Here is a 20,400-nt window from a genome sequence, read left to right on the forward strand (position 1 = left end):
ACTGTCTATTGATTATTCAGCGGGAACGAGCACAAAAGTCCACCATACCCCACCATCGGTAGAAATGTCTATAACCAATGTCAATTCTTTGGTATCTGGATTAAAGTCCAAAACATCATAAGTGACTGACTCATCTTCACGTGGAGGCCCAGCATCATATTCTCCGCCATTAAAGGCCTTAGGCAAAGCAATAAATGCACCTGTTCCTGTAACTGTAATTTTTGCCCGATCACTTCCTGATGCCGGCTCAAAGCTGAACTCATGTGTACCAGAGGCCCATGCAGCACCCACAGTACCCGCCAAATTAGCTTCAGGCTGGCAACCTCCTCCAGTTAAACCCATATAATCTTCTGCATAAACATCTCCTTGGGCATCATATTCATAAACTCCACCTTCACTGAAAATAAAGAGGTCGTTAAACAAGCAAGGACGATCTCCGGAAATATCACCGCCATTTGGGAAGAAGGCATCACTTCCAGGAGCCGGGCCTACTCCAAATGCCCCAGCAGCTGGTTTTAACTGCCAAGCTTGGGTACCACTACCGACCAAGTCATTAAGCGTGAAAGCAGCAGGGTTTTCACCACCAACTTCTCCTGCAAGTTCATCAGGAACCAAAACGAAAGTCCAAAATACACCATCGAAGTCATCAAATGGATCTGCTGTTCTAAGAGATAAGGTTAATTGCTGAGTTGCCGGGTCATAGGCTGTTACCGTATAAGTAATGGTTCTTTCTGTAGGACTTCCTCCTTCAGGTATCTCACCACCATTAAATGCTCTTGGGAATCCAATGAAAGCGCCAGTACCAGTTACTGCTAGTTGAGGCAGAACACCTGGACCACCAGGAATAAGGGTAAAACTATGAACACCCGAATTAAATGGCTCTGAAGGTGTACCATCTAAGATGGATTCTGGTTGACAGCCTTCTCCGGGTACACTCATCCAACCTTCAGCCCAGAAATCACCCTGATTATCATATTCAAAGGTTCCATCTTGACCAAATATATACAGGTCATTGAATGCACATGGCCTAACAGAAGCAAGGTTAGTGGTCGCTCCAGGGAAAAAGCCTAAATCACCTCTGAATCCACCAACTCCCCAAGAACCGGCAGAAGGGCGCAGTCTCCAAGCTTTCGTTCCATTACCAACCAATTCTTCTAAGGTCAATGGAACATCTGGATTGAATGATACAGTCGTGGAAACATTGATAGTAACAGATTCTCCATTTAATGCAGATAGCGTTCTTGAAGGAACCGCACGTACCCTGAACTCCATAGGACCACTTTCTCCGGGAGTAATACCTCTTGAAATGGCCATACCATTGATATCATCTTTTTTAACTTCAATTGAGGTAGATGTTGAAGAACCTAAATCAGCGGCGTTTGCAAAGCTATTTCCCGGCCTGTCCATCTGGATGATATAGGTCACTTCCATATTGGTTCCAAAATCTGCCGGACTGACATTGAAAACAACTACTTCTTCACCATTTTCAGTAGTCACCATAATTTCGGATGGTGGAGAAGTTATGGAAGAAGGGGTCTGTGCGATAATGGGCGGCTGATCTATATCACCACATGCCCAAAATAATGGCAGCAATAAAGCCGCCCAAATAAATTTAGAAAATACTCTCATAGTAATTTTGGTATTTATTGTAAGACGTAATTTGGTTCAAGCAATTCTTTAGCAGCTAATTCCTAATTGTTTTTCGCTTTCTGAACTAATTAAACCTCTTCAATAACGGTAGTTTATTGCATTAAACAAAAAATCAGTATACAACAATAATACATCATTTTAATTAAATTAGTATCTCAAAATTTCATCAAAAATCGGATTAAATAGCTTTAATTCAATAAAATTGAATATTTTTATCTAAAATAAACTTTCACATAAGTGAAAAATTATACATCATTTGTTTTTCACATTTCAGTTTTATTTAATTAATTACATGGTGAAGAAAAAATTAATTCTATCCCTTTTATCATTCTGTTTTATTCTTGCTATCAACGGGCAGGATTTGGGATTGCCTTTTTCAAAATATTTTTCCAGCAAAGAGTATCAGGGGGGCATACAAAATTATGCCATTAGTCAAAATCAGAATGGGTTAATTTATGTGGCCAATAATTTTGGTTTATTGGAATATGATGGCAGCAATTGGGACAGGTACGCAATACCCAATAGCACCAAAATCCGTGACATTTTCTTAGAATCCAATGGGAGAATTTATATCGCAGGACAGGGACAATTGGGTTATTTCCGGCCCAACGAGCAGGGATTTTTAGAATTTATTTCTTGGTTGCCCAAATTACCTTTGAATTATCAAAATATTGAAGAAGTTTGGAAAGTTTTCAAAATCTACCAGAACTATATATTCTGTTCTTTTAAAGCCATCTTTATTTTTGACCAAAATGGAAATCTCAAAAACACGATAGAAACAGAGGCTGCATTGGAAAGTTTTCATTTAAGTAATAATCAGCTGTTTTTTCAGGACTCAGGCAGGGGATTGATGAAACTGGAACAAAATGAAGCTGTTTTTCTGAATGAAACAGCCCTTTTTAAAAATGAATTGATCGCAGGTATATTAGAGGGGGCTTCAGGTGAACTGAACATCATTACAGAAAAAGGGGAAGCCTACACTTGGGCTCAACAAAAATTAAAAAAATGGGATGTTAAAGACTTCCAAAATCTAAACAAAGTCAATCTTGTCCGAAGGCTCAAAGATGGTCAGTTTGCTGTGGGAACCCAATATGACGGCTTGTTTATTTTCAATGAAAACGGTAGCCTTCAACTGCATCTAAACCAAGATAAAGGACTTAATAACAATACCATCATTTCTCTATTTGAAGACAGGGCGGGAAATCTCTGGATAGGTCATAACAATGGCATTTCCCTATTGGAATTCAGCCTTCCTTTCAGATTAATAGGTCCAGATTCGGGAATTTATGGCACTGGATATACGGCCAAACAAATTGACGGGGATCTATTCCTGGGAACCAATATTAAGGTGAGTAGGATTTCTATATCAAGTAAGGAAATTCATGCTGTTGAAAATTCGGAAGGCCAATCCTATAGTTTCAATATCATTGACAATGACCTATTGCTCGCACATAATGAAGGAGCTTTTTTTATTCAAAATGACAAAGCAATCCAAATCAATGGAATAAAAGGTATTTGGTCTTTTTTACCTTTGATTCAAAAGCCAAATTTGGTTCTTGCAGGAACTTATAATGGATTGGCTATTTTTGAAAAAAAAGATGGCAGATACCGCTTTTTAAGAAAATTGAATGGTTTTGAAGAGTCTTCCCGATTAATCCTTCAAGACGATCTGGGCAATATTTGGATGTCCCACGGTTATAAAGGAATATACAAACTCCAGTTAAACGAAGATCTCACAGGTGTCACTTCCAGGTTTTATGGCAATAAAGATGGCTTACCCACCAACCTCCTGAATTCTGTATTTAAAATCGGTGGTAGAATTGTTTTTACCACAGAATATGGTTTATATGTTTACAATCCTGAAACGGACCAATTTGAAAAAGATTTTTTGATTAACCCCTATTTTGAAAAGGACTTTCTCATTACAAGTTTGGTCGAAGACCCTGTAGGCAACATATTTTATATAGGGGATCGGGAAGTAGGAATTTTAGAAAAGCAAAACAATGGAACCTATCAGAAAAATAATCAGCTCTTTAATAAAATCATTCCGTTTTTAAACGATGACCTTCAAAATGTATCTCTTTTGAGATCTAATGAAGTGATTTTTGCCGCAAACGAAGGATTTATATGGTATAGAAGAGAAAGGAACAAACCCCTCCCTCCCCCGTATCCCGTTTTTATAAGTGCTGTATATCTGACCAAACCAACGGATTCATTATTTTTCCTGGGAAAAAACCTTGACCTGATGGATCAAAAATTTGGTGCAGAAAGCGATGGAAATGGCCTGGTCCTACCCTATCATCAAGGGGATATCCGCTTTGAATATACCAACAGTATTCCCAATAATGAAGGAACAACCCAGTTTAGAGTCTGGCTCGAAGGCTTAGAGGAAGGTTTTGGGGAATGGACACTCAAAAGAGACAGGGCTTTTACGAACCTGAAAGAAGGAAAATACACTTTCCACCTACAGAGCAAAGACATTTATGAACAGGTTGCAGAAGCGAAGGTGTTCACATTTACAGTACTTCCTCCTTGGTACAGGACCAAATTTTCTTATTTGATTTACTTTATGGGGTTGATTTTGACCTTCGTAATTGCCTTTAATAGGATAGACAAACGCTATCAGAAAAAGACCAAAGCAATTACAGCAAAACAAAGCAAGGAACTGGAACAAAAAGCGACAGATTTGGAAAAATCCAAAAAAGAAGTGGAAAAACTTCGTACAGAAAAACTAAAAGCAGAACTACAGGTAAAAGATAAAGAATTGGCCTCTGCAACCATGCATTTGTTAAATAAAAATGGTTTTATAGACCAGACCAAAAATCAACTTGCCGCAATCATCAAGAAAAGTAAAAATCAGGAGGTACAAAACGAATTGCAAAAGGTAATCAACAGTATCAATAAAAATACGGAAAAAGATAATGATTGGGAGCAATTTGAAATTCATTTTGACCAAGTTCATGGAGATTTCATGCAAAGATTTAAAAGAGAATACGGCAATCTTAGTCCTCAGGAGATAAAACTTTCTGCCTACCTGAGAATGAATCTATCCACCAAGGAAATGGCCTACCTTATGAACATCAGCACAAGAGGTGTCGAAATATCTCGATACAGGTTGAGAAAAAAGCTGAACCTGCAAAGAAGTGAAAACCTACAAGAGTTCATTCTTAAATTTTAACAGAAACCCTATAAAGAATTTATGATTGAAAATAATTCTTTTTTGGCCTAAAAAGTTGTATTTTAAGGTATTAACAAATTCCTTATGAAAATCTTTTGGCTTATGTTTCTAGTCACTGTATTCCAAGCTGACCATTATAAATCCTTAAGGAATACAATGGTAGAAACACAACTTGTATCAAGGGGTATCGGAGATAAGGCTGTACTTGATGCCATGCGAAAAGTACCCCGACATCTTTTGGTGCCTGAAAAAATAAAAGATTTTGCCTATGATGACAGGCCCCTTCCTATCGGAGAAGGTCAGACTATCTCGCAGCCTTATATCGTGGCATTTATGACTGAATTGATCAAGCCACATCCTGAAATGAAGGTTTTGGAAATTGGCACTGGTTCTGGATATCAGGCCGCTGTTCTGGCGGAAATCGTAAGGGAGGTTTTTACAATTGAAATATTCGAAGGATTAGGGAAAAGAGCGTCTAGGGATTTGCAGAACTTAGGTTATCAAAATATCCAAGTACGCATCGGTGATGGATATAAGGGCTGGCCCGAAGAAGCACCCTTTGACGCAATTATTGTCACTGCTGCCCCCTCGGAAATTCCTCAACCTCTGATCGAACAGTTAAAAGATGGGGGAAGTATGATTATTCCTGTTGGCCAAGAAGGGAAGATACAACAGTTGATTTTGGGTGAAAAGAAAAACGGTAAATTTAAAACCCGTACTGTTAGCAATGTACAATTTGTTCCTTTTCTTAGAGAGCAGAAGAAAAGTTAAGGTCGAAGTCACCCTCAACATTAATCAAGTTGTTCATTATTTCCTTTCGGTAATCTTACTTTTCTTTTTTCTTAACTTTAAGACTCTCAAATGTGTATTCAAATCAAATGATAAATAAAAAAGTGTACAGCAAACATGGTTTGCTGTACACTTGAAAGCAACTTTAACTTCTGTTTTATTTATTCAACAAAATATTATTGTTCATTATTACTTTTCTCTCTGCAATCCTCAGCTTTTTTGAGTTGAGTTCTTAGAGATACAAGTTTTTCTGTTGCAAAAGCTTTGATTTGAGGATCTTCTGTATCTTTCACAGCTTTTTCATATAAATCAATAGCGTCTTCATGTTGATCTACCATTCTTTTGCTGTAAGTTTGACTAAAATCTTTTCCATTTTTTTCATTAAGTTTTTTATGGAAATCGTTGGAGTCTTCTGTAGCTGAACTTGGAATTGCAATTGATTTGGTCTGAGCCAATGCCTTAAGCTCATTAAGAGATTTAGAATTCTCCTCTACCATCATCTTACCCAAGGCTCTGACATGTTCAGAATTACCTTTTTGTTGGGCTAGATTGCCTAAACTAATGTTTTCATGTTGCATTTCTGCCGCATCCATCAAAAATTGAGCGTCATCATCATTATTGATAACCATAACAGGTCTGTTTTCTAAGTTTGTGTTATTTCCTGTTCTGTAATCTGTTACTTGATTGGACTTATTTTCTTTTTCGGCGACATCCCTTGAATCGTTTGCTTTATTTTCAGAGCAGGAAGTTGCAGTAAAGAATACTCCCCCTACTAACAAGGTGGACAATAGGATTGATTTAAAATTCATTTGATTTTTCATAATATAAATTGGTTTAGTTTTCATTTTACTGACAAGGGATTTTTTTTAATCCCTTGCCTACGGCATTATGGGAATTTTACCAGTGAACTTCTTCACCATGGTTGGTTCTCCAATTTTCTTCTAAGTATTTGGCATCTTCTTCATTTTTAGGGGTTACCGAGATGACCACATTTCCTTCTTTTATTCCTGATTCATATAATTTCGCTCTGGCCTCTGGAATACCTGATCCAACCAAGGCTCCGATAACTCCACCGGCAATGCCACCGGCACCAGCACCCGCCAGGCCTGCGGCAATAGGTCCTGCAATTAAAATCCCAAGCCCAGGAATAACCACACTGGTACCAATGGCAGCGATTACCCCAGTAATGGCCCCAATTGTACCTCCTATGGCAGAACCCTTACCTGCGTGTTCTGCAGCTTTGGTGCCTATCTCGGTCCGGTCTTCATCTGTTTCGTTATAGTCTTTTTCCCTGGTTTCCTTAGACATGATCAAGTTGATCTCATCCTTAGAATAACCTCTTTCGTGGAGCGTATCATAAGCACTCTCTGTGCTTTCACGGTCTCGGAACATACCTGTCAAAACCCTTTTGTCAGCAGTGCTTTCATTTTGCACTTCTTTTCTTTGAGAAGTATCCCTACCAAGGACTTCAGTTTCATTGCGTTTGTTTTCCATTTTTTTTTATTAATTGATTGAGATTTATTTTCTTTTCAGCTGCATTGGCCTAATAAAAAGTAAATGATTACGAAGACAACGATAGTTCCCAAGCACCCACCTCCCATTTTTTTAGCACCATAACCTGCGAGCAGACCTTTGAAAATTCTATTCATCTTTTTTCAGATTATGCTGCTTCTTCAGCTGCTTCAATATTGACTGCATCCATGGCCACATCAGACAATTTCAAGTCTGCCTCTTTTTCCTCTTGGAGAGTGGTTGCTAACAATGCTTCAACCTCTGTTAATTCCATCGTTTCGGCAAATTGACGCAGTGTTCCATAAGAAGCGATTTCGTAATGTTCCACTTTTTGCGCAGCTGAAATAATACCCGCATCACGCATGGAACCTTCTTCACATTCCTCCATAATTTCTGAAGCTTCTTCGATCAATCCTTCCATTGCATCACATTTTTCTGCTTTGGCTTTTAATCCGATCAAAGAGAAAACTTCTTCCAACCTGGTAACATGAATTTTTGTTTCTTCAAGATGTGATGTCAATGCCTCATTCAATTCTTTTGAAGTAGCATATTTGATCATTTTTGGAATTGCTTTTACCAAAGCTTTTTCAGCCCAATAGAGATCTTTCAGTCCATCTCCGAATAATTCCATCAATTGTGAAGATTTCATAGATGCTTTTTTACCTGATTTGAAGTCTTCTACTCCGTTATTTGACTCTGTAGCCGTGTTTTTCTTGTTTTCCATTACTCTTATGGTTTTAGGTTAAATTTTGATTTTTTACTTAGAGAATACATTTACTTTGCAACAGCTGTATTTTTCTCCTTTTTTAATTTTTCATGATCTCCATAGACTGACCAACTCATGCTTCCATTTTTAGGTGCACTTGCTCTTTCTAGCATATCTTTCCTTTCGGAACTCAATTTTTTATTGGTAGATTGAACGGATTTGTCGGTTCGGTCTGTACCAATGGCTTCCTCTTCAAGCAAGCCATTGGTATCCCTTACATGTTGAATTGGATCTTCTATTGTTTGCCATTCTTCTCCCATTAGTGGACTTTTTCCTTCATTCCAAGGTCCTTTGAAATTTTCACCCTTTGACATGTTGAAGTACTTGTTACTGAACTTGGGATCACTTTCCAGAATTCCTGGAGGAAAGTTTGGTTGAATGGTATCCAATGCCGCTTGGAACATTTGATAATGGGCTACTTCCCTTGTCATTAAAAAACGAAGTGTCTCTTTGACATAAACATCATCTGTAAACTTCATCAGGTTTTCATATACCATTTTAGCACTTGTCTCTGCACCAAGATCCAATCTTAGGTCTGCAGTCAAATCTCCCATTCCCATGATATAGCTGGCACTCCAAGGATTCCCCACACTGTCTGTCAGCGTAGGCGTTCCACCACTGACTATGAAAAAATGTGGATTGATCATTGCTTCATGAATGTAATTCTCCTTCGCTACCTGACCGTCCAGCATTTTGGTAAGGTCTGATTCATCAGCAGCATTCTTCAATTCGCCACTGACTCCTGTGAGCAACATCTGAATGGTTGCCCCGACAATTTCAAGGTGACTGAATTCTTCTGTTGCAATGTCCATCAACATATCATACTTGTCCGGATAAGCTTTCCTACAGCCAAAAGCTTGTACGAAATATTGCATTGCTGCTTTCAATTCTCCGTTAGGTCCACCAAACTGTTCAAGTAACAATTTCGCGAAGCGTACATCTGGTTCAGAAACCCTTGCATTAAACTGCAATTCCTTTACATGGTGAAACATATCTATATAGTTTGGTTTAGTTAGTCGTAATGTATTTTATTCACTAAAATTCAGCTTTAAGGAGAATAATTTATGAGATCTCATTCCTTATCGTCTGAATCACCATTCAACTTGGAAAGAATACCTTTTTTCTTGTTAGACATTACTTCCTTTTCTTTGGGATCAGGATTGTCATTTAACTTGGATAAAATACCCTTGCTATTTCTTGTCTTTTTCTTTTGAATTTTTTTCATGGTGAGGAATTTTTGTAAATGAAAAATTTGTATAAGCAAAATTCGGAATTTAAATATTAAAATAATTACACCCTATTTTCAATATATTATAAAATTGACAGGTAAAGAGGCGGTTTGGTGAAATGCAGTTTTAATAGTCAAAAAAATGGTATTATAGGTATCGACTTTCAGATTATCGTCCTACTAAAATGGTAATTTTTAAATTAAAAAATTCTTAATGAAGTCAATACATTCCATTCTGATATGAAATACACTGTTCTTTTTGTTAGCCAGTAAAAGATGGAAAAAAAGATTTAGGGATTGGCATTCAGGGACTAGATTCTGACTAAAATTACTCCTCCAAATGCTGGAAGATCTACTTTTATAGAATGGTCCTTCCCTTCAAATGCCCCTTCAATTTGCACTCCAACAAGGGTAGTGTCTGAAAAATCCTCATCATACCCCTTCCAGCCACTATTGAATTTCACAGCAAGTTCAGAATCAAAAGGAATACCAATTTGATATGCATGATATTCATTGCTTGAGAAGTTAAGAATGACTATTACCGGACGATCACGGAAATCGAAATGGGTCCTGGTAAATGCCAGAACTAGATTATCCTGATTAAAATGAAGGGTTTCAATATCATGTCCGGTCAAACCTACCAGATCTTCATATCTTCCTGAACGCATCCAGATCAAATCTCTGTACAACTGAGAAATTCCATGATTTTGTTTTTGGTTTTGCCAATTCAATGCATTTGAATCTGAAAAAAACCCATGAGTCATAAATTCTTGACCTTGAAAAATCATTGGAATGCCAGCTGAAGTCAAAAGGGTAATGGCACCTAAAGTAGATTTTTTCTTGGCATACTCTCCATCGGCATTACCAGGATCAATTTCTTCTGGAAGCCTGGAAGACCCATTAGCTACTTCATCATGAGATTCTGTAAATATGACTCTTTGAAAAACATCATTGTTAAAGGAAAAAAACAAAGACTCTACAATCAATTGAAGATTACGGTGCTGATCATCCACTTCCAAAAGGACCTTTTTGACATAATCCGCAAAACCCAACCCCCATTGGGCGTGAAATCCTAAGCCGTTCTTTGAAATGGGCGCTGTAACTACAGCATCTACTTTCAGATCTTCTGCAATAAGCAGTTTACCAGGAAACTTAGCTCTTATTTCAGCATTTAAATCCTGTAAAAATGAATACCCCTCTTCCAACATTGTCCGATCATGAGGCTCTTCATAACCCAAAAACCGAATCATTGCGGTTGCATCCAACCTCAAGCCATCACATTGATAAGCATGCAACCACATCAAGGCGTTATCTCTTATGTAGTTCCTGACTTCTTTTCTCCCAAAGTCCGGTCTGTTATCTCCCCAAGGTGTCTTCGCCCTTTCATCATTATAAAAATAGATACCCCCATAGTCATTTTCATTCCAGCCGTCAAACTGCCACAAATCCGTATCAGATGGTCCGAAGTGATTGTACACTACATCCAAGATGACTGCAATTCCCCTGTTATGGGCTTCATAGATGAAATGTTTCAATCCTTCAGGTCCTCCATAGGCAGTTTCGACACTAAAAGGATAAGAAGGATTATATCCCCAGGATTTGTCACCAGGAAACTCCATTACAGGCATGAGTTCGATGGCATTGATACCCAAATCTCTTAAATAATCTAACTTTTCCACTGCTGAATAAAAGGTACCTACTTCACCTTCATTTCTTCCTTCTCTATTGAAAGTTCCAATGTGCAATTCATAAATCACCAATTGGTTAAATGGAGCAATGTCAAAGCCATGGTCCTGCCAATCTTCAAATGGATTATAAACTACTGAATTACCCATACTATGGGTAACTTTTCTGGCATAAGGATCATTTCTAGAAAGCCTTTGCTCTCCATTTATAATAAAAAATTTGTACTGATCACCGGGACTTGCTTCTTTAACATGCACTGCCCAAAAACCTTCCCCCTCAGATTCCATTGGAAATTGCTCTTCTTTCCAGTCACTGAAATCACCCATCACGAATACCTGATCAGCATGAGGAGCCCAGACCCTAAAGGTAACACCCGACTCCCCTATTATAGAGCCCATTCCCTCTTGTTTGCTCATCTGATTAAATTGGTTTTTGATAACAAACTTAAAATATGACCACTAGCATACTCTTGGCAAGATTGAATTACAAAAGCGAAATTTATAAGCATTCCAATTCTATTTTTTTCGTTGGTCATTTTTGCAAAATTAGGAAGTGAAAAATAGATTTATTTACAAGAAATATAACAAAAATTATATAATTAACATATTTTCAAAGAGATTTGAATTTAATTGGGTTTCTTTCCAAAGACCAATCTTACCATCGTTTATCCTTGAACTAAGCTCTTAACTTACAAAGACCAACTAGGGTTCCGGAACATTTTCATGTCATTTTTCAAAAAGTCCAACTAAGTGATCGTTTAGATATTTAACCCTCATTTCCATAAACCCTAAAAAACTCATTTTCTGATTCAACAGTGCCAATTAAGATGATTTCACCGTCTTGGGGGAATTCTGTCTTGGGCTCTGGATTAATCTGCATTTCCTTTTGACAATGAATGGCAATTACTGTGCAGCCTGTATGCTTACGTATGGCTGACTCTTTGATCGTTTTACCAACTAAAGACTCTGGGACTTTTACCCGAATCAAGTCCAAACCCTCTGCCACCATAAGGATATCATTTCTTCTTAGAAGATTGAGAATGGCATTAGCGCCCATTGAGGCATAGGAAAGGACAAAGTCAGCTCCTGCACGGTGGATAGAACCTAAATTTCTTTCTAAAGTTGTCCTTGTTATTATTTGAATATCAGGCCTTAAAGACCTGCAATAAATAGTCAGATAAACATTTATATCGTCATCATGAGTAGTGATCACTACACAGGGGGATTCATCAATCCCTGCCTCTTTTAAGACTTCAAGTTCCGCGGCATCACCCAAAATAGTCTTAGCAGACTGCTTAATTCGTGAGGGGTCCTTTTCCACAATCCTGTAATCAATATTCCTGGACGCCAATGCCCTTCCTGTAGCCCTACCTACCCTGCCACCACCTAGTATTACCACCGGAGCCGTATTTTCACAAAAAACCTGATACGTTTTATTATATTGGTCAATTTGTCTTGGAGAACCTGCAAGCAAGATCACAGAATTTTGGGTTAGAACTACATCACGGTCAGCGGCCTTGAACTTCCCTCTTTCCCAAACTCCTACTATATTGACTCCGATTTCCTTTCTCAACCGGGTATCTTTGATGGTTTTTCCTACCATAGGCGTTCCTGATACCATAGTTTCAGCTATGATCAACTCTCCAAACCTACCTACCAAGTGGGTATTGGAATCACCACCATTTGCCCTTCTGGAAAGGAATAATCCCATTTTTTCTCCCAACTGTAAGACATGATTACATCCGGCGAGCTTTAAAATATCAATCGAAGCATCAGAGTTACAAGTAGCGATTATCGGGACGTCCTTGTCCAATCCACGGACTGTGAAGGCTACATTGGTATTAAGTACATCTGACTCTGTGGTTGCTACCAATGCGGCATTTTCTATGCGGGCACGGATATAAGTTTCTGGATCACCTAAATCCCCTAACATGATCTGAACTCCCTGTTGATGAAGCTCCAGCCCTTCTGCCAAAGTTGATACAATTACAACATAGGGATAATGGTGCCTATTCAGCTTTTTTATAAGTGCTTCAGAAACAGCACCATATCGCGTTAAAATCACATGCCCTTCCATTTCTTCAGGAAGTTTCCTAGGTACTTTGGCCTGATCCTGGGCTTTCATCCAAGGAGAATAAAAGAAATTAATAAATGTAAAGGGAAAAAGAATCAATAAGAAGAGCATCCCCGTCAATAGCACAATGACAGAGAAAAAGCGTCCAATATCTGAATCGAAAGTAATATCCCCAAATCCTAAGGTAGACATTACTGTCAAAGTCCAATAAATACCGGTGATAAAAGAAAATTCACGCCCTTCACCTAGCATTAACAAGTGGAAAACACCAGAAAAAACACCCACAAGAATTATGAGTATCAAAAGAAACCTGATCAAGGTGATGAAATTTCTCCGATCGGGTTTGTTTTGAAGAAAAAGCATTACTTGGGTAGTGAGTAGTTTCATATAGACAATTGACAGAAAGCCTTAATCAAATGAACATCACGAAATTAAACGATTTTTAATTGGGTACAAAAAAACCACAACTGATATGCTGTGGTTTTGAAAGGGTCAATAGTTGTAATTAACCCGGCATACTTGGCCTGACTTCAATCTTGCTTGGTAAAGTCCTAGGATGCATCTGCATCAGGTCCACAACCATTTGCCCCAAATCCTCAATTTGAATCTTCCATGCGTCTTTTTCATTGGGGGTATGATCATTGAAGTAAGTGGCAACCGATCCAGGCATGATGGTCGTAGATCGGATGCCATATTTTCTGAGATCCAACATGGCTGCCTGTGTAAATCCGGTTACTCCAAATTTGCTTGCATTGTATGCTGAGCCATTAGCAAAGAAATTGGTGCCTGCCAAGCTGGAAATAGAAATAAACAATCCCTTTGAAGCCTTCAGGGCCTCAATAGATGCCTTGATACTGTAAAATACCCCAGTAAGATTGGTATCTATGGTTTCGTGCCACTGTGCCAAAGTCAAATCCTCAATTGAAGCAAAATGGCCAATCCCTGCGTTGGCCACTAGCAAATCCAACTTGCCCCATGCATTGATGACCGCGCCTACTGCTGCTTCTTGGGAAGAGAAATCCCTCACATCAGCTTCAATGGCCAAGGCTTTACCTTTACCTAATTTATTGAGCTCATCAGCTGCTTTCTGTGCCGCAGCCAAAGAACGACTTGTGATGGCCACGTGCATGCCCTCGCTGATCAAAGCTGCCGCAATTCCGTATCCTATTCCCTTAGATCCGCCCGTGATAAGGGCTATTTTATTTTCCATGGATTGTCTCATAAAATTAGTGTTGGTTATTTTTATATGATAACCATTGAAAACTGCTGGCAGTTCAGAAATGAGGCTACCTTCTACTTAGCAACAAGGTCCAATAATCGGAATATTTGAATGTTTAGTTTTTTCAATGGGATATTCCAACTTACATATTGTGTACAAACTGCAACAACAACCCACATATATAAGCCCCATAGGTACCTGCAGCATAACCCAGGACAGCCATCAGTACCCCAACTGGCGCCAAGGAGGGATTGAAAGCTGAAGCCACTATAGGAGCAGATGCAGCTCCCCCTACATTGGCCTGCGAACCCACTGCTACAAAGAAAAAAGGAGCCTTGATCAGATAAGCCACTACAAGCATGATCAAAATATGAAAAAACATCCAGAAAATACCAATCAAAAAATAAACCGGATTATCTAAAATAGCCATCAAATCCATCTGCATACCAATGGTAGCTACCAATACATACAATAAAACAGAACCCAATCTGGAGGCCCCTGCTCCTTCTAAATCTCTTGCCTTGGTAAATGAAAGCATTAACCCCCCAGTTGTAGCTACTACAACTATCCAAAAGAAAGTGGAATCCAGAGAATACTGTTTCAATCCGGGGTAATTTTCACCTATAAAGGGAGCTAAAATATCTGCAACCAAATGGGCAAAACCTGTCACTGCAAATCCCACACCCAAAATTTTCATGGTATCTGACATACTTGGGACTTTTAAAATACCTGCCCGGTACTTTTCAACTTTTTCCTGTAATTCATGGATCGCTGAACTGTCTGCTTTAAATATCTGATCAATCCGTCCCGGTTTGGCTGCCCAGTACAACAAAACAGCCATCCAAACATTGGCGACCAAAACATCTACAGCAATCATCTGGGAAAACAAAATAGGACTGGCCCCAAAAACTTCCAGCATGGCAGTCTGATTGGCTCCTCCACCGATCCAACTCCCTGCTATGGTTGCCAATCCTCTCCAAATTTCATCAGGCCCCACTCCTCCTAAAATGGAAGGATAAATGGCAGATATAGCCATCAATGCAAGCGGGCCGCCAATTATGATACCTAAGGAACCTGCAAAAAACATAATCAATGCCTTTGGACCCAATTTCAATATCCCCTTAAAATCAATACTCAGTGTCAACAACACCAAGGATGCGGGCAATAGATACCGGGAGGCTACTTTATACAAACCGGAAACTTCCCCAGATATAATCCCTGCTGAATTCAACACTGCTGGAATAAAATAACAAAGAAGAATGGATGGGACTACTCGGTAAAATTTTCTCCAAAAAGCCCCAGTACTGGCTGATGTAGCAAATACCAAAGCCAACACAGCCATCAATAATCCGAAAACAACAGCATCATTGGTAATGAGCGGAGCACTATCTTGCATGGAGAATTTATTTTTTTCACAACATAGCACAAAGGCTTAAAAAATCAAAAATCCATTTGCTCCCACAAAAAAGTAAACTCCCCCAACATCATCGCAGTCGCCCCCCATACCATCTCCGATTCAATGTCAAAATACGGAGCACTCAGGCTGTGCCCTCCACTTCCTTTAAATGTACCCATTTTCCTTACAGATTTATCCAAAATCGTATTGAAGGGACAACTGATTACCCTTAAAACCTCTTCTGGATCGGGTTTGAACACTGGCTTTTTTAATATAAAACCAATATATGGCGAAACCATGAAATTACTCGGCGGAATATAAAGATCAGAAAGTTTTCCAATCAATTCTATCTTTGTAGCCTCAACCCCTATCTCCTCCTCTGTTTCCCTCAATGCTGTTTGGGATAAGTCTTTATCCGAGGCTTCCATTTTTCCACCTGGAAAGGCTATCTGCCCGCTGTGTACTCCTGGATAAGTTGGCCTTTTGATAAAGGGAACAAAAGCTTGCCTTTCCTTATCTGGATAAAACAACATCAAAACGGCTCCTTTTCTGTAGTCAGGGCGGATATCTTTGATAAAACGTTCTTCATCTACAGGCATCGGTGCCATAGTGATTTGCCCTGGCCTTCCGGGAAGCGGTTTTTTTAGGGCTTTTTCTAGATTTTGGATCAATTTTTCAAATTCCATCAGAAGTCAATGTTGCTCAGTTTCCTTTTTAAATACCCATGCCGGTCAAAATTTGTTGTGTAAAAAGGATGTTTAAAAATCGTATAACTTTGATTTTCAATATCAATTAACCAAATTTTTGGAGTAAAACCCTGCTCCTCTTCAAAATATCCAGCAACCAAAAGTAGCTGAGCGTTTACCCAAATGGCTTCATCAAATCCTCCAGATGGTCCTACAAACAACAACCTTTCTCTAAGTCCATTCTCTTTGAAAAATATGACCTCTGAGTCCGGTTGGAATCCGGTCCTACCTTGAGCCGGAACGAAAACCTTGTAACTGTAAATGTCCACCTGACCTATTCCATCTGGATGAGGCAGTAAATATGGGAAAAATGGACTCTCTCTCCCTATTGGGTTTTCTTCAGGCCATTCCAACTCCTCATATCCCTCTTTTCTCTCTACAACAAAAGACTCAGACCTGAAAGCAGGTTCCATTTCCTTCCAATATGCCACCCATTCCGGAATTCTTTGGATGTTGGTCTCCAACAACATGCTCATTTCGTTAAATTTATCCAACTCACCATCCCAAACGTCTTCTTCAGATTTTCTTTCTGAAGTACAGGCAAGGAAAATAAGTTGAAACAAAATGAAAGAAACTATTCGAATAGGTTTGCCCATATTTGATAAGAAAAAGAACACGAATCAAATATATAATAATGAAAAAACAAAAAAGGCCGAAACAATGTTTCAGCCTTTTTCATCTCTCAAACCTATTAAACCTATTGTAGATATTCAATGATTGAATAACTTGTGGGAAAGTTAAAAAATGTTTTAATACTGTGCAAGCAATCGATTGCGAAAATTTTATTTTGTTGAAAATGATATCATTTTCTTCCCCTAAAACCAGCCAATGCTAAGGTTTTCAGCTGTATAAGAAGATGCGAATAAAAACTTTTGAAGAAAAAAAATTATCAAAAAATTAAGAAGAATAAATTGGCCTCAGTACACAATCCTTTATCTTGATTTTTAAAAGAAAAAAGAAGGTGAATCAGGATCATATCCATAAAACCACAACACTTCTCATTGATGGATTTGAAAATTATATCCTACATTTCAATGAACTGACCTCTCATGCCCCTGAGCATTTCAAAAAAAGAGATTGGGCTTCCATGAAAGAGACCCATAGAAAAAGATTGGTCTTGTACAAAGACCAGGTATTTGCCACTAGGGCAAAACTTATTGATCTCTTGGGGGAGAAATATGCAAGCTTAGACCTATGGAATGCAAGCAAAGCCAATTATTCACTTTCTATCCAAAAAAGAAAAGACAAAGAACTTGCAGAAACTTTTTTCAATTCGGTTGTTCGCAAAACATTTCCATTAAAAGGAATTAAGGAAAAAATCATGTTTGTGCATGAAGGTTACAATGCCTGTGAAATTCATCCAGAGGAAAAGTTATATTTTTCTTATCCGGCACATTGGGGGTTGCAGAAAATCATCAGAACTATTGTCTCTGATTTTGATTTTGATGTTCCTTACATGGATAAAGAGGCAGACATCCAATTTTTAGTCAAAGCCATCAGGGAAGTCGTCCTGACACGTTATGAAGCAACCGAAAACACCACTACACAGGTCCTCAAATCGGTTTTTTACCGAAACAAAGCCGCCTATCTTATTGGCAGGACATATATCGGTGGCAAATGGATGCCTTTTATCGTCCCACTTCTGCATGGTCCTAAAGGCATTTTCATTGATACTTTGATATTCGATCCCAAGATCATGGCCCATCTTTTCAGCTTTACCCGCTCTTATTTTATGGTAAATGTGGAAATTCCTTCTCAGATGGTTTCCTTCCTGAATTCAGTGATCACCCACAAGCAAATCCATGAACTTTACAATGCCATTGGCTTTAATAAACATGGAAAGACTGAATTCTACAGGGACTTTTTGAACCACTTAAAGCAAAGCCAAGATCAATTCATTGTTGCGCAAGGTATAAAAGGAATGGTAATGACGGTTTTTACGCTCCCCTCCTACAATATCGTATTCAAAATGATTAAAGATTATTTTGAACCTCCAAAAAACATGACCAGACAAGAAGTTAAGAATAAGTACAAAATGGTCGGATTGCACGATCGGGTGGGACGAATGGCTGACACCCATGAGTTTGAAGGTTTTCACCTCCCTGTAGACCGCATAGATGCCAATTTGATGAACGAGTTAAGGAACACGGTCAACTCCCATCTTGAATTCAGGGAAAGGGACTTGATTATAAAACATGTTTATACAGAAAGAAGAATGGTTCCTTTGAATCTTTACCTCGATACTTGTACTTTGGAAGAAGCCAAACAGGCGGTTGAAGAATATGGAGATGCCATTATCCAACTGGCAAAGGCCAATATTTTTCCTGGGGATATGATGACCAAAAACTTCGGTGTTACCCGTCAAAAACGGGTGGTTTTTTATGATTATGATGAAATAGAATTTCTGACTGATATGAATTTCAGGTGGAAGCCCAAACCGGAGAGTTACGAACAGATCTATGCAGCAGAGCCTTGGTACGAAATCAAAGCCAATGACGTATTTCCTGAGGATTTCAAACGCTTCATGATCGGAAGAATTGACATCAAAGATCACTTCTACCAGTACCACGAAAAATTATTTAATCCTGATTATTGGATCAGCATTCAAAACAGGATCAAAGCAGGAGAATGGATCCATGCACTTCCATATCCCAATCATATCCGGTTTAGGCCAGAAGAAGAGGTATAAAGCTTGGATATGCTATCCGTTTTATAAACTATAAATTTCCACGATTAATCTCATCTACCGCATAATTTGCAGCTCTTGCAGTAATGGCCATATAGGTCAGGGAAGGATTTTGTGTCGCTGTGGAAGTCATACATGCTCCATCTGTAACGAAGACATTTTTACAATGGTGAAGCTGGTTCCATTTGTTAAGTAAGGATGTTTTGGGATCATGTCCCATCCTAACACCTCCCATTTCATGAATGTCAGAACCTGGAGGAGAACCGGAATCCTGGGCATTGATAGCAGTAAATCTTGCCTTTTCAAACATCTCGGTCATCTGCTCCATATAATCTTTGACCATTTTGTCATCATTATCTGTCCAGTCACAGGAAAGCACCAACTGGGGAATGCCGTATTTGTCTTTCAGGGTTTCATGCAGTCTGACATGATTACTTTCTATGGGAATAACCTCACCCTGCATCCATCCCGATACCCACCAATGTCCCAAGGTCCTTTCAAAAAGATTCCGCTTGAGCTCTTCGCCAATACCTGTTCTTGAAAATTGCACTGCCCTGGCTGATGATCCGAAACCAACAGCATAACCCCGTAAAAAGTCTGTTTCCTGTTTGTACAGATTTCTAAATCTGGGAATATAGCTATGACTGGGATTTTTACCTGAGCTCATTTTATCTTGGAAATGATCAGTTCTTCCTGAAATTTTCCCCCTGTAATTGTGCCAAGAAATGTATTTTCCCAATAAACCATTGTCATTGCCAAGGCCATTGGGGAATCGAGAGGAAATGGAGTTCAATAAAATCAGATTCGAATTCAGTGCGGATGCATTGACAAAAATGATGCGGGCATAATACGAATAAGTATTCCCGTCATTGGAATCGATGATTTTCACACCCACTGCCCTTCCTTTTTCCTCGTCATAAATGATAGAGTGGACCACTGAATGCGGTCTTAATGCCATGTTGCCTGTCCGATCCGCCCAAGGAAGCGTCGAGGCATTGGCACTGAAATAGCCTCCAAAAGGACAACCTCTGTTACAAAGGTTTCTGTTTTGACACTTGGCCCTTCCTTGCTGCAGATGAATTTCCTTTGGTTCGGTCACATGCGCACACCTTCCATGGATCAGATGTCTATCATGATAATTTTCGGAAATTACTTTTTGGAAGTGCCGCTCTACACAACTCAGGTCAAAAGGCTTCAAGAACTCTCCATCAGGCAATTGCGGTAATCCATCATAGTTACCAGAAATCCCCGAAAATTTCTCAACATGACTGTACCAAGGTGCCAAATCTTTGTAACGGATGGGCCAGTCTACCGCATAGCCATCTCTTGCAGGTCCTTCAAAGTCTAGATCAGACCACCTCTGTGTCTGTCTGGCCCAAAGGAGAGATTTCCCCCCCACTTGATATCCCCTTGTCCATTGAAAAGGCTTTTCCTGAACAGTTTCCTGTTCTCCTTCCTTCATCCAAAAATG

At 39.0% G+C, this 20,400-nt stretch carries 16 protein-coding genes; 3 read left to right on the top strand and 13 right to left on the bottom strand.

What is annotated here, in order from left to right:
* Window positions 1-12: 12 nt before the first annotated feature.
* A complete protein-coding gene (locus QZT73_RS16085) occupies window positions 13-1,629 on the bottom strand; it encodes a SusE domain-containing protein (protein WP_291789243.1) in 1,617 nt (538 codons plus the stop codon).
* Window positions 1,630-1,942: 313 nt separating this feature from the next.
* On the opposite strand from QZT73_RS16085, the gene QZT73_RS16090 reads away from it, so the two are divergent.
* Window positions 1,943-4,828, top strand: a complete 2,886-nt coding sequence (locus QZT73_RS16090) for a two-component regulator propeller domain-containing protein (RefSeq protein WP_291789245.1) — start codon at window positions 1,943-1,945, stop codon at window positions 4,826-4,828.
* 102 nt (window positions 4,829-4,930) lie between these two features.
* A complete protein-coding gene (locus QZT73_RS16095; protein WP_291789248.1) occupies window positions 4,931-5,599 on the top strand; it encodes a protein-L-isoaspartate(D-aspartate) O-methyltransferase in 669 nt (222 codons plus the stop codon).
* Between the two features lie 194 nt (window positions 5,600-5,793).
* On the opposite strand, the gene QZT73_RS16100 is transcribed toward QZT73_RS16095, so the two are convergent.
* The 11 genes from QZT73_RS16100 to QZT73_RS16150 form a co-directional block, all read right to left on the bottom strand.
* Window positions 5,794-6,438: a DUF4142 domain-containing protein gene (locus tag QZT73_RS16100; protein ID WP_291789249.1), complete on the bottom strand. Its 645-nt coding sequence runs from the start codon at window positions 6,436-6,438 to the stop codon at window positions 5,794-5,796.
* Between the two features lie 76 nt (window positions 6,439-6,514).
* The gene (locus tag QZT73_RS16105; protein ID WP_363331104.1) at window positions 6,515-7,111 is read right to left on the bottom strand and encodes a hypothetical protein; all 597 of its coding nucleotides are present in this window, start codon (window positions 7,109-7,111) and stop codon (window positions 6,515-6,517) included.
* A 166-nt stretch (window positions 7,112-7,277) separates the two neighbouring features.
* Entirely contained in the window at window positions 7,278-7,853 is a 576-nt protein-coding gene (locus tag QZT73_RS16110) for a ferritin-like domain-containing protein (protein WP_291789251.1), read from the bottom strand.
* A gap of 50 nt (window positions 7,854-7,903) precedes the next feature.
* Window positions 7,904-8,887 carry a manganese catalase family protein gene (locus QZT73_RS16115; RefSeq protein WP_291789254.1) on the bottom strand — a complete coding sequence of 328 codons (984 nt, stop codon included), beginning with the start codon at window positions 8,885-8,887 and terminating at the stop codon, window positions 7,904-7,906.
* Between the two features lie 80 nt (window positions 8,888-8,967).
* On the bottom strand, window positions 8,968-9,120 hold the full coding sequence (locus QZT73_RS16120) for a hypothetical protein (RefSeq protein WP_291789256.1): 153 nt from the start codon (window positions 9,118-9,120) through the stop codon (window positions 8,968-8,970).
* A gap of 314 nt (window positions 9,121-9,434) precedes the next feature.
* The gene (locus QZT73_RS16125; RefSeq protein WP_291789259.1) at window positions 9,435-11,225 is read right to left on the bottom strand and encodes an alpha-amylase family glycosyl hydrolase; all 1,791 of its coding nucleotides are present in this window, start codon (window positions 11,223-11,225) and stop codon (window positions 9,435-9,437) included.
* 349 nt (window positions 11,226-11,574) lie between these two features.
* Window positions 11,575-13,269, bottom strand: coding sequence for an NAD-binding protein (locus QZT73_RS16130; RefSeq protein WP_291789261.1), 1,695 nt, complete (start codon window positions 13,267-13,269; stop codon window positions 11,575-11,577).
* 118 nt (window positions 13,270-13,387) lie between these two features.
* Entirely contained in the window at window positions 13,388-14,104 is a 717-nt protein-coding gene (locus tag QZT73_RS16135) for an SDR family oxidoreductase (RefSeq protein ID WP_291779395.1), read from the bottom strand.
* Between the two features lie 139 nt (window positions 14,105-14,243).
* Window positions 14,244-15,497: a DUF819 family protein gene (locus QZT73_RS16140; RefSeq protein ID WP_291779393.1), complete on the bottom strand. Its 1,254-nt coding sequence runs from the start codon at window positions 15,495-15,497 to the stop codon at window positions 14,244-14,246.
* Between the two features lie 44 nt (window positions 15,498-15,541).
* On the bottom strand, window positions 15,542-16,183 hold the full coding sequence (locus QZT73_RS16145; RefSeq protein WP_291779391.1) for a CoA pyrophosphatase: 642 nt from the start codon (window positions 16,181-16,183) through the stop codon (window positions 15,542-15,544).
* Window positions 16,183-16,839, bottom strand: a complete 657-nt coding sequence (locus QZT73_RS16150) for a bifunctional isocitrate dehydrogenase kinase/phosphatase (protein ID WP_291779389.1) — start codon at window positions 16,837-16,839, stop codon at window positions 16,183-16,185. Before QZT73_RS16150 ends, QZT73_RS16145 begins: the two co-directional genes overlap by 1 nt.
* Before the next feature lie 365 nt (window positions 16,840-17,204).
* Between QZT73_RS16150 and aceK the strand changes: the two genes are divergently transcribed.
* Entirely contained in the window at window positions 17,205-18,932 is a 1,728-nt protein-coding gene (aceK, locus tag QZT73_RS16155) for a bifunctional isocitrate dehydrogenase kinase/phosphatase (RefSeq protein ID WP_291789264.1), read from the top strand.
* Window positions 18,933-18,960: 28 nt separating this feature from the next.
* On the opposite strand, the gene QZT73_RS16160 is transcribed toward aceK, so the two are convergent.
* Window positions 18,961-20,400: GMC family oxidoreductase (locus QZT73_RS16160; protein ID WP_291789266.1), on the bottom strand; the 1,440-nt coding region annotated here is incomplete at its 5' end.

This window comes from Cecembia sp. (assembly GCF_007126775.1).
GTDB lineage: Bacteria > Bacteroidota > Bacteroidia > Cytophagales > Cyclobacteriaceae > Cecembia.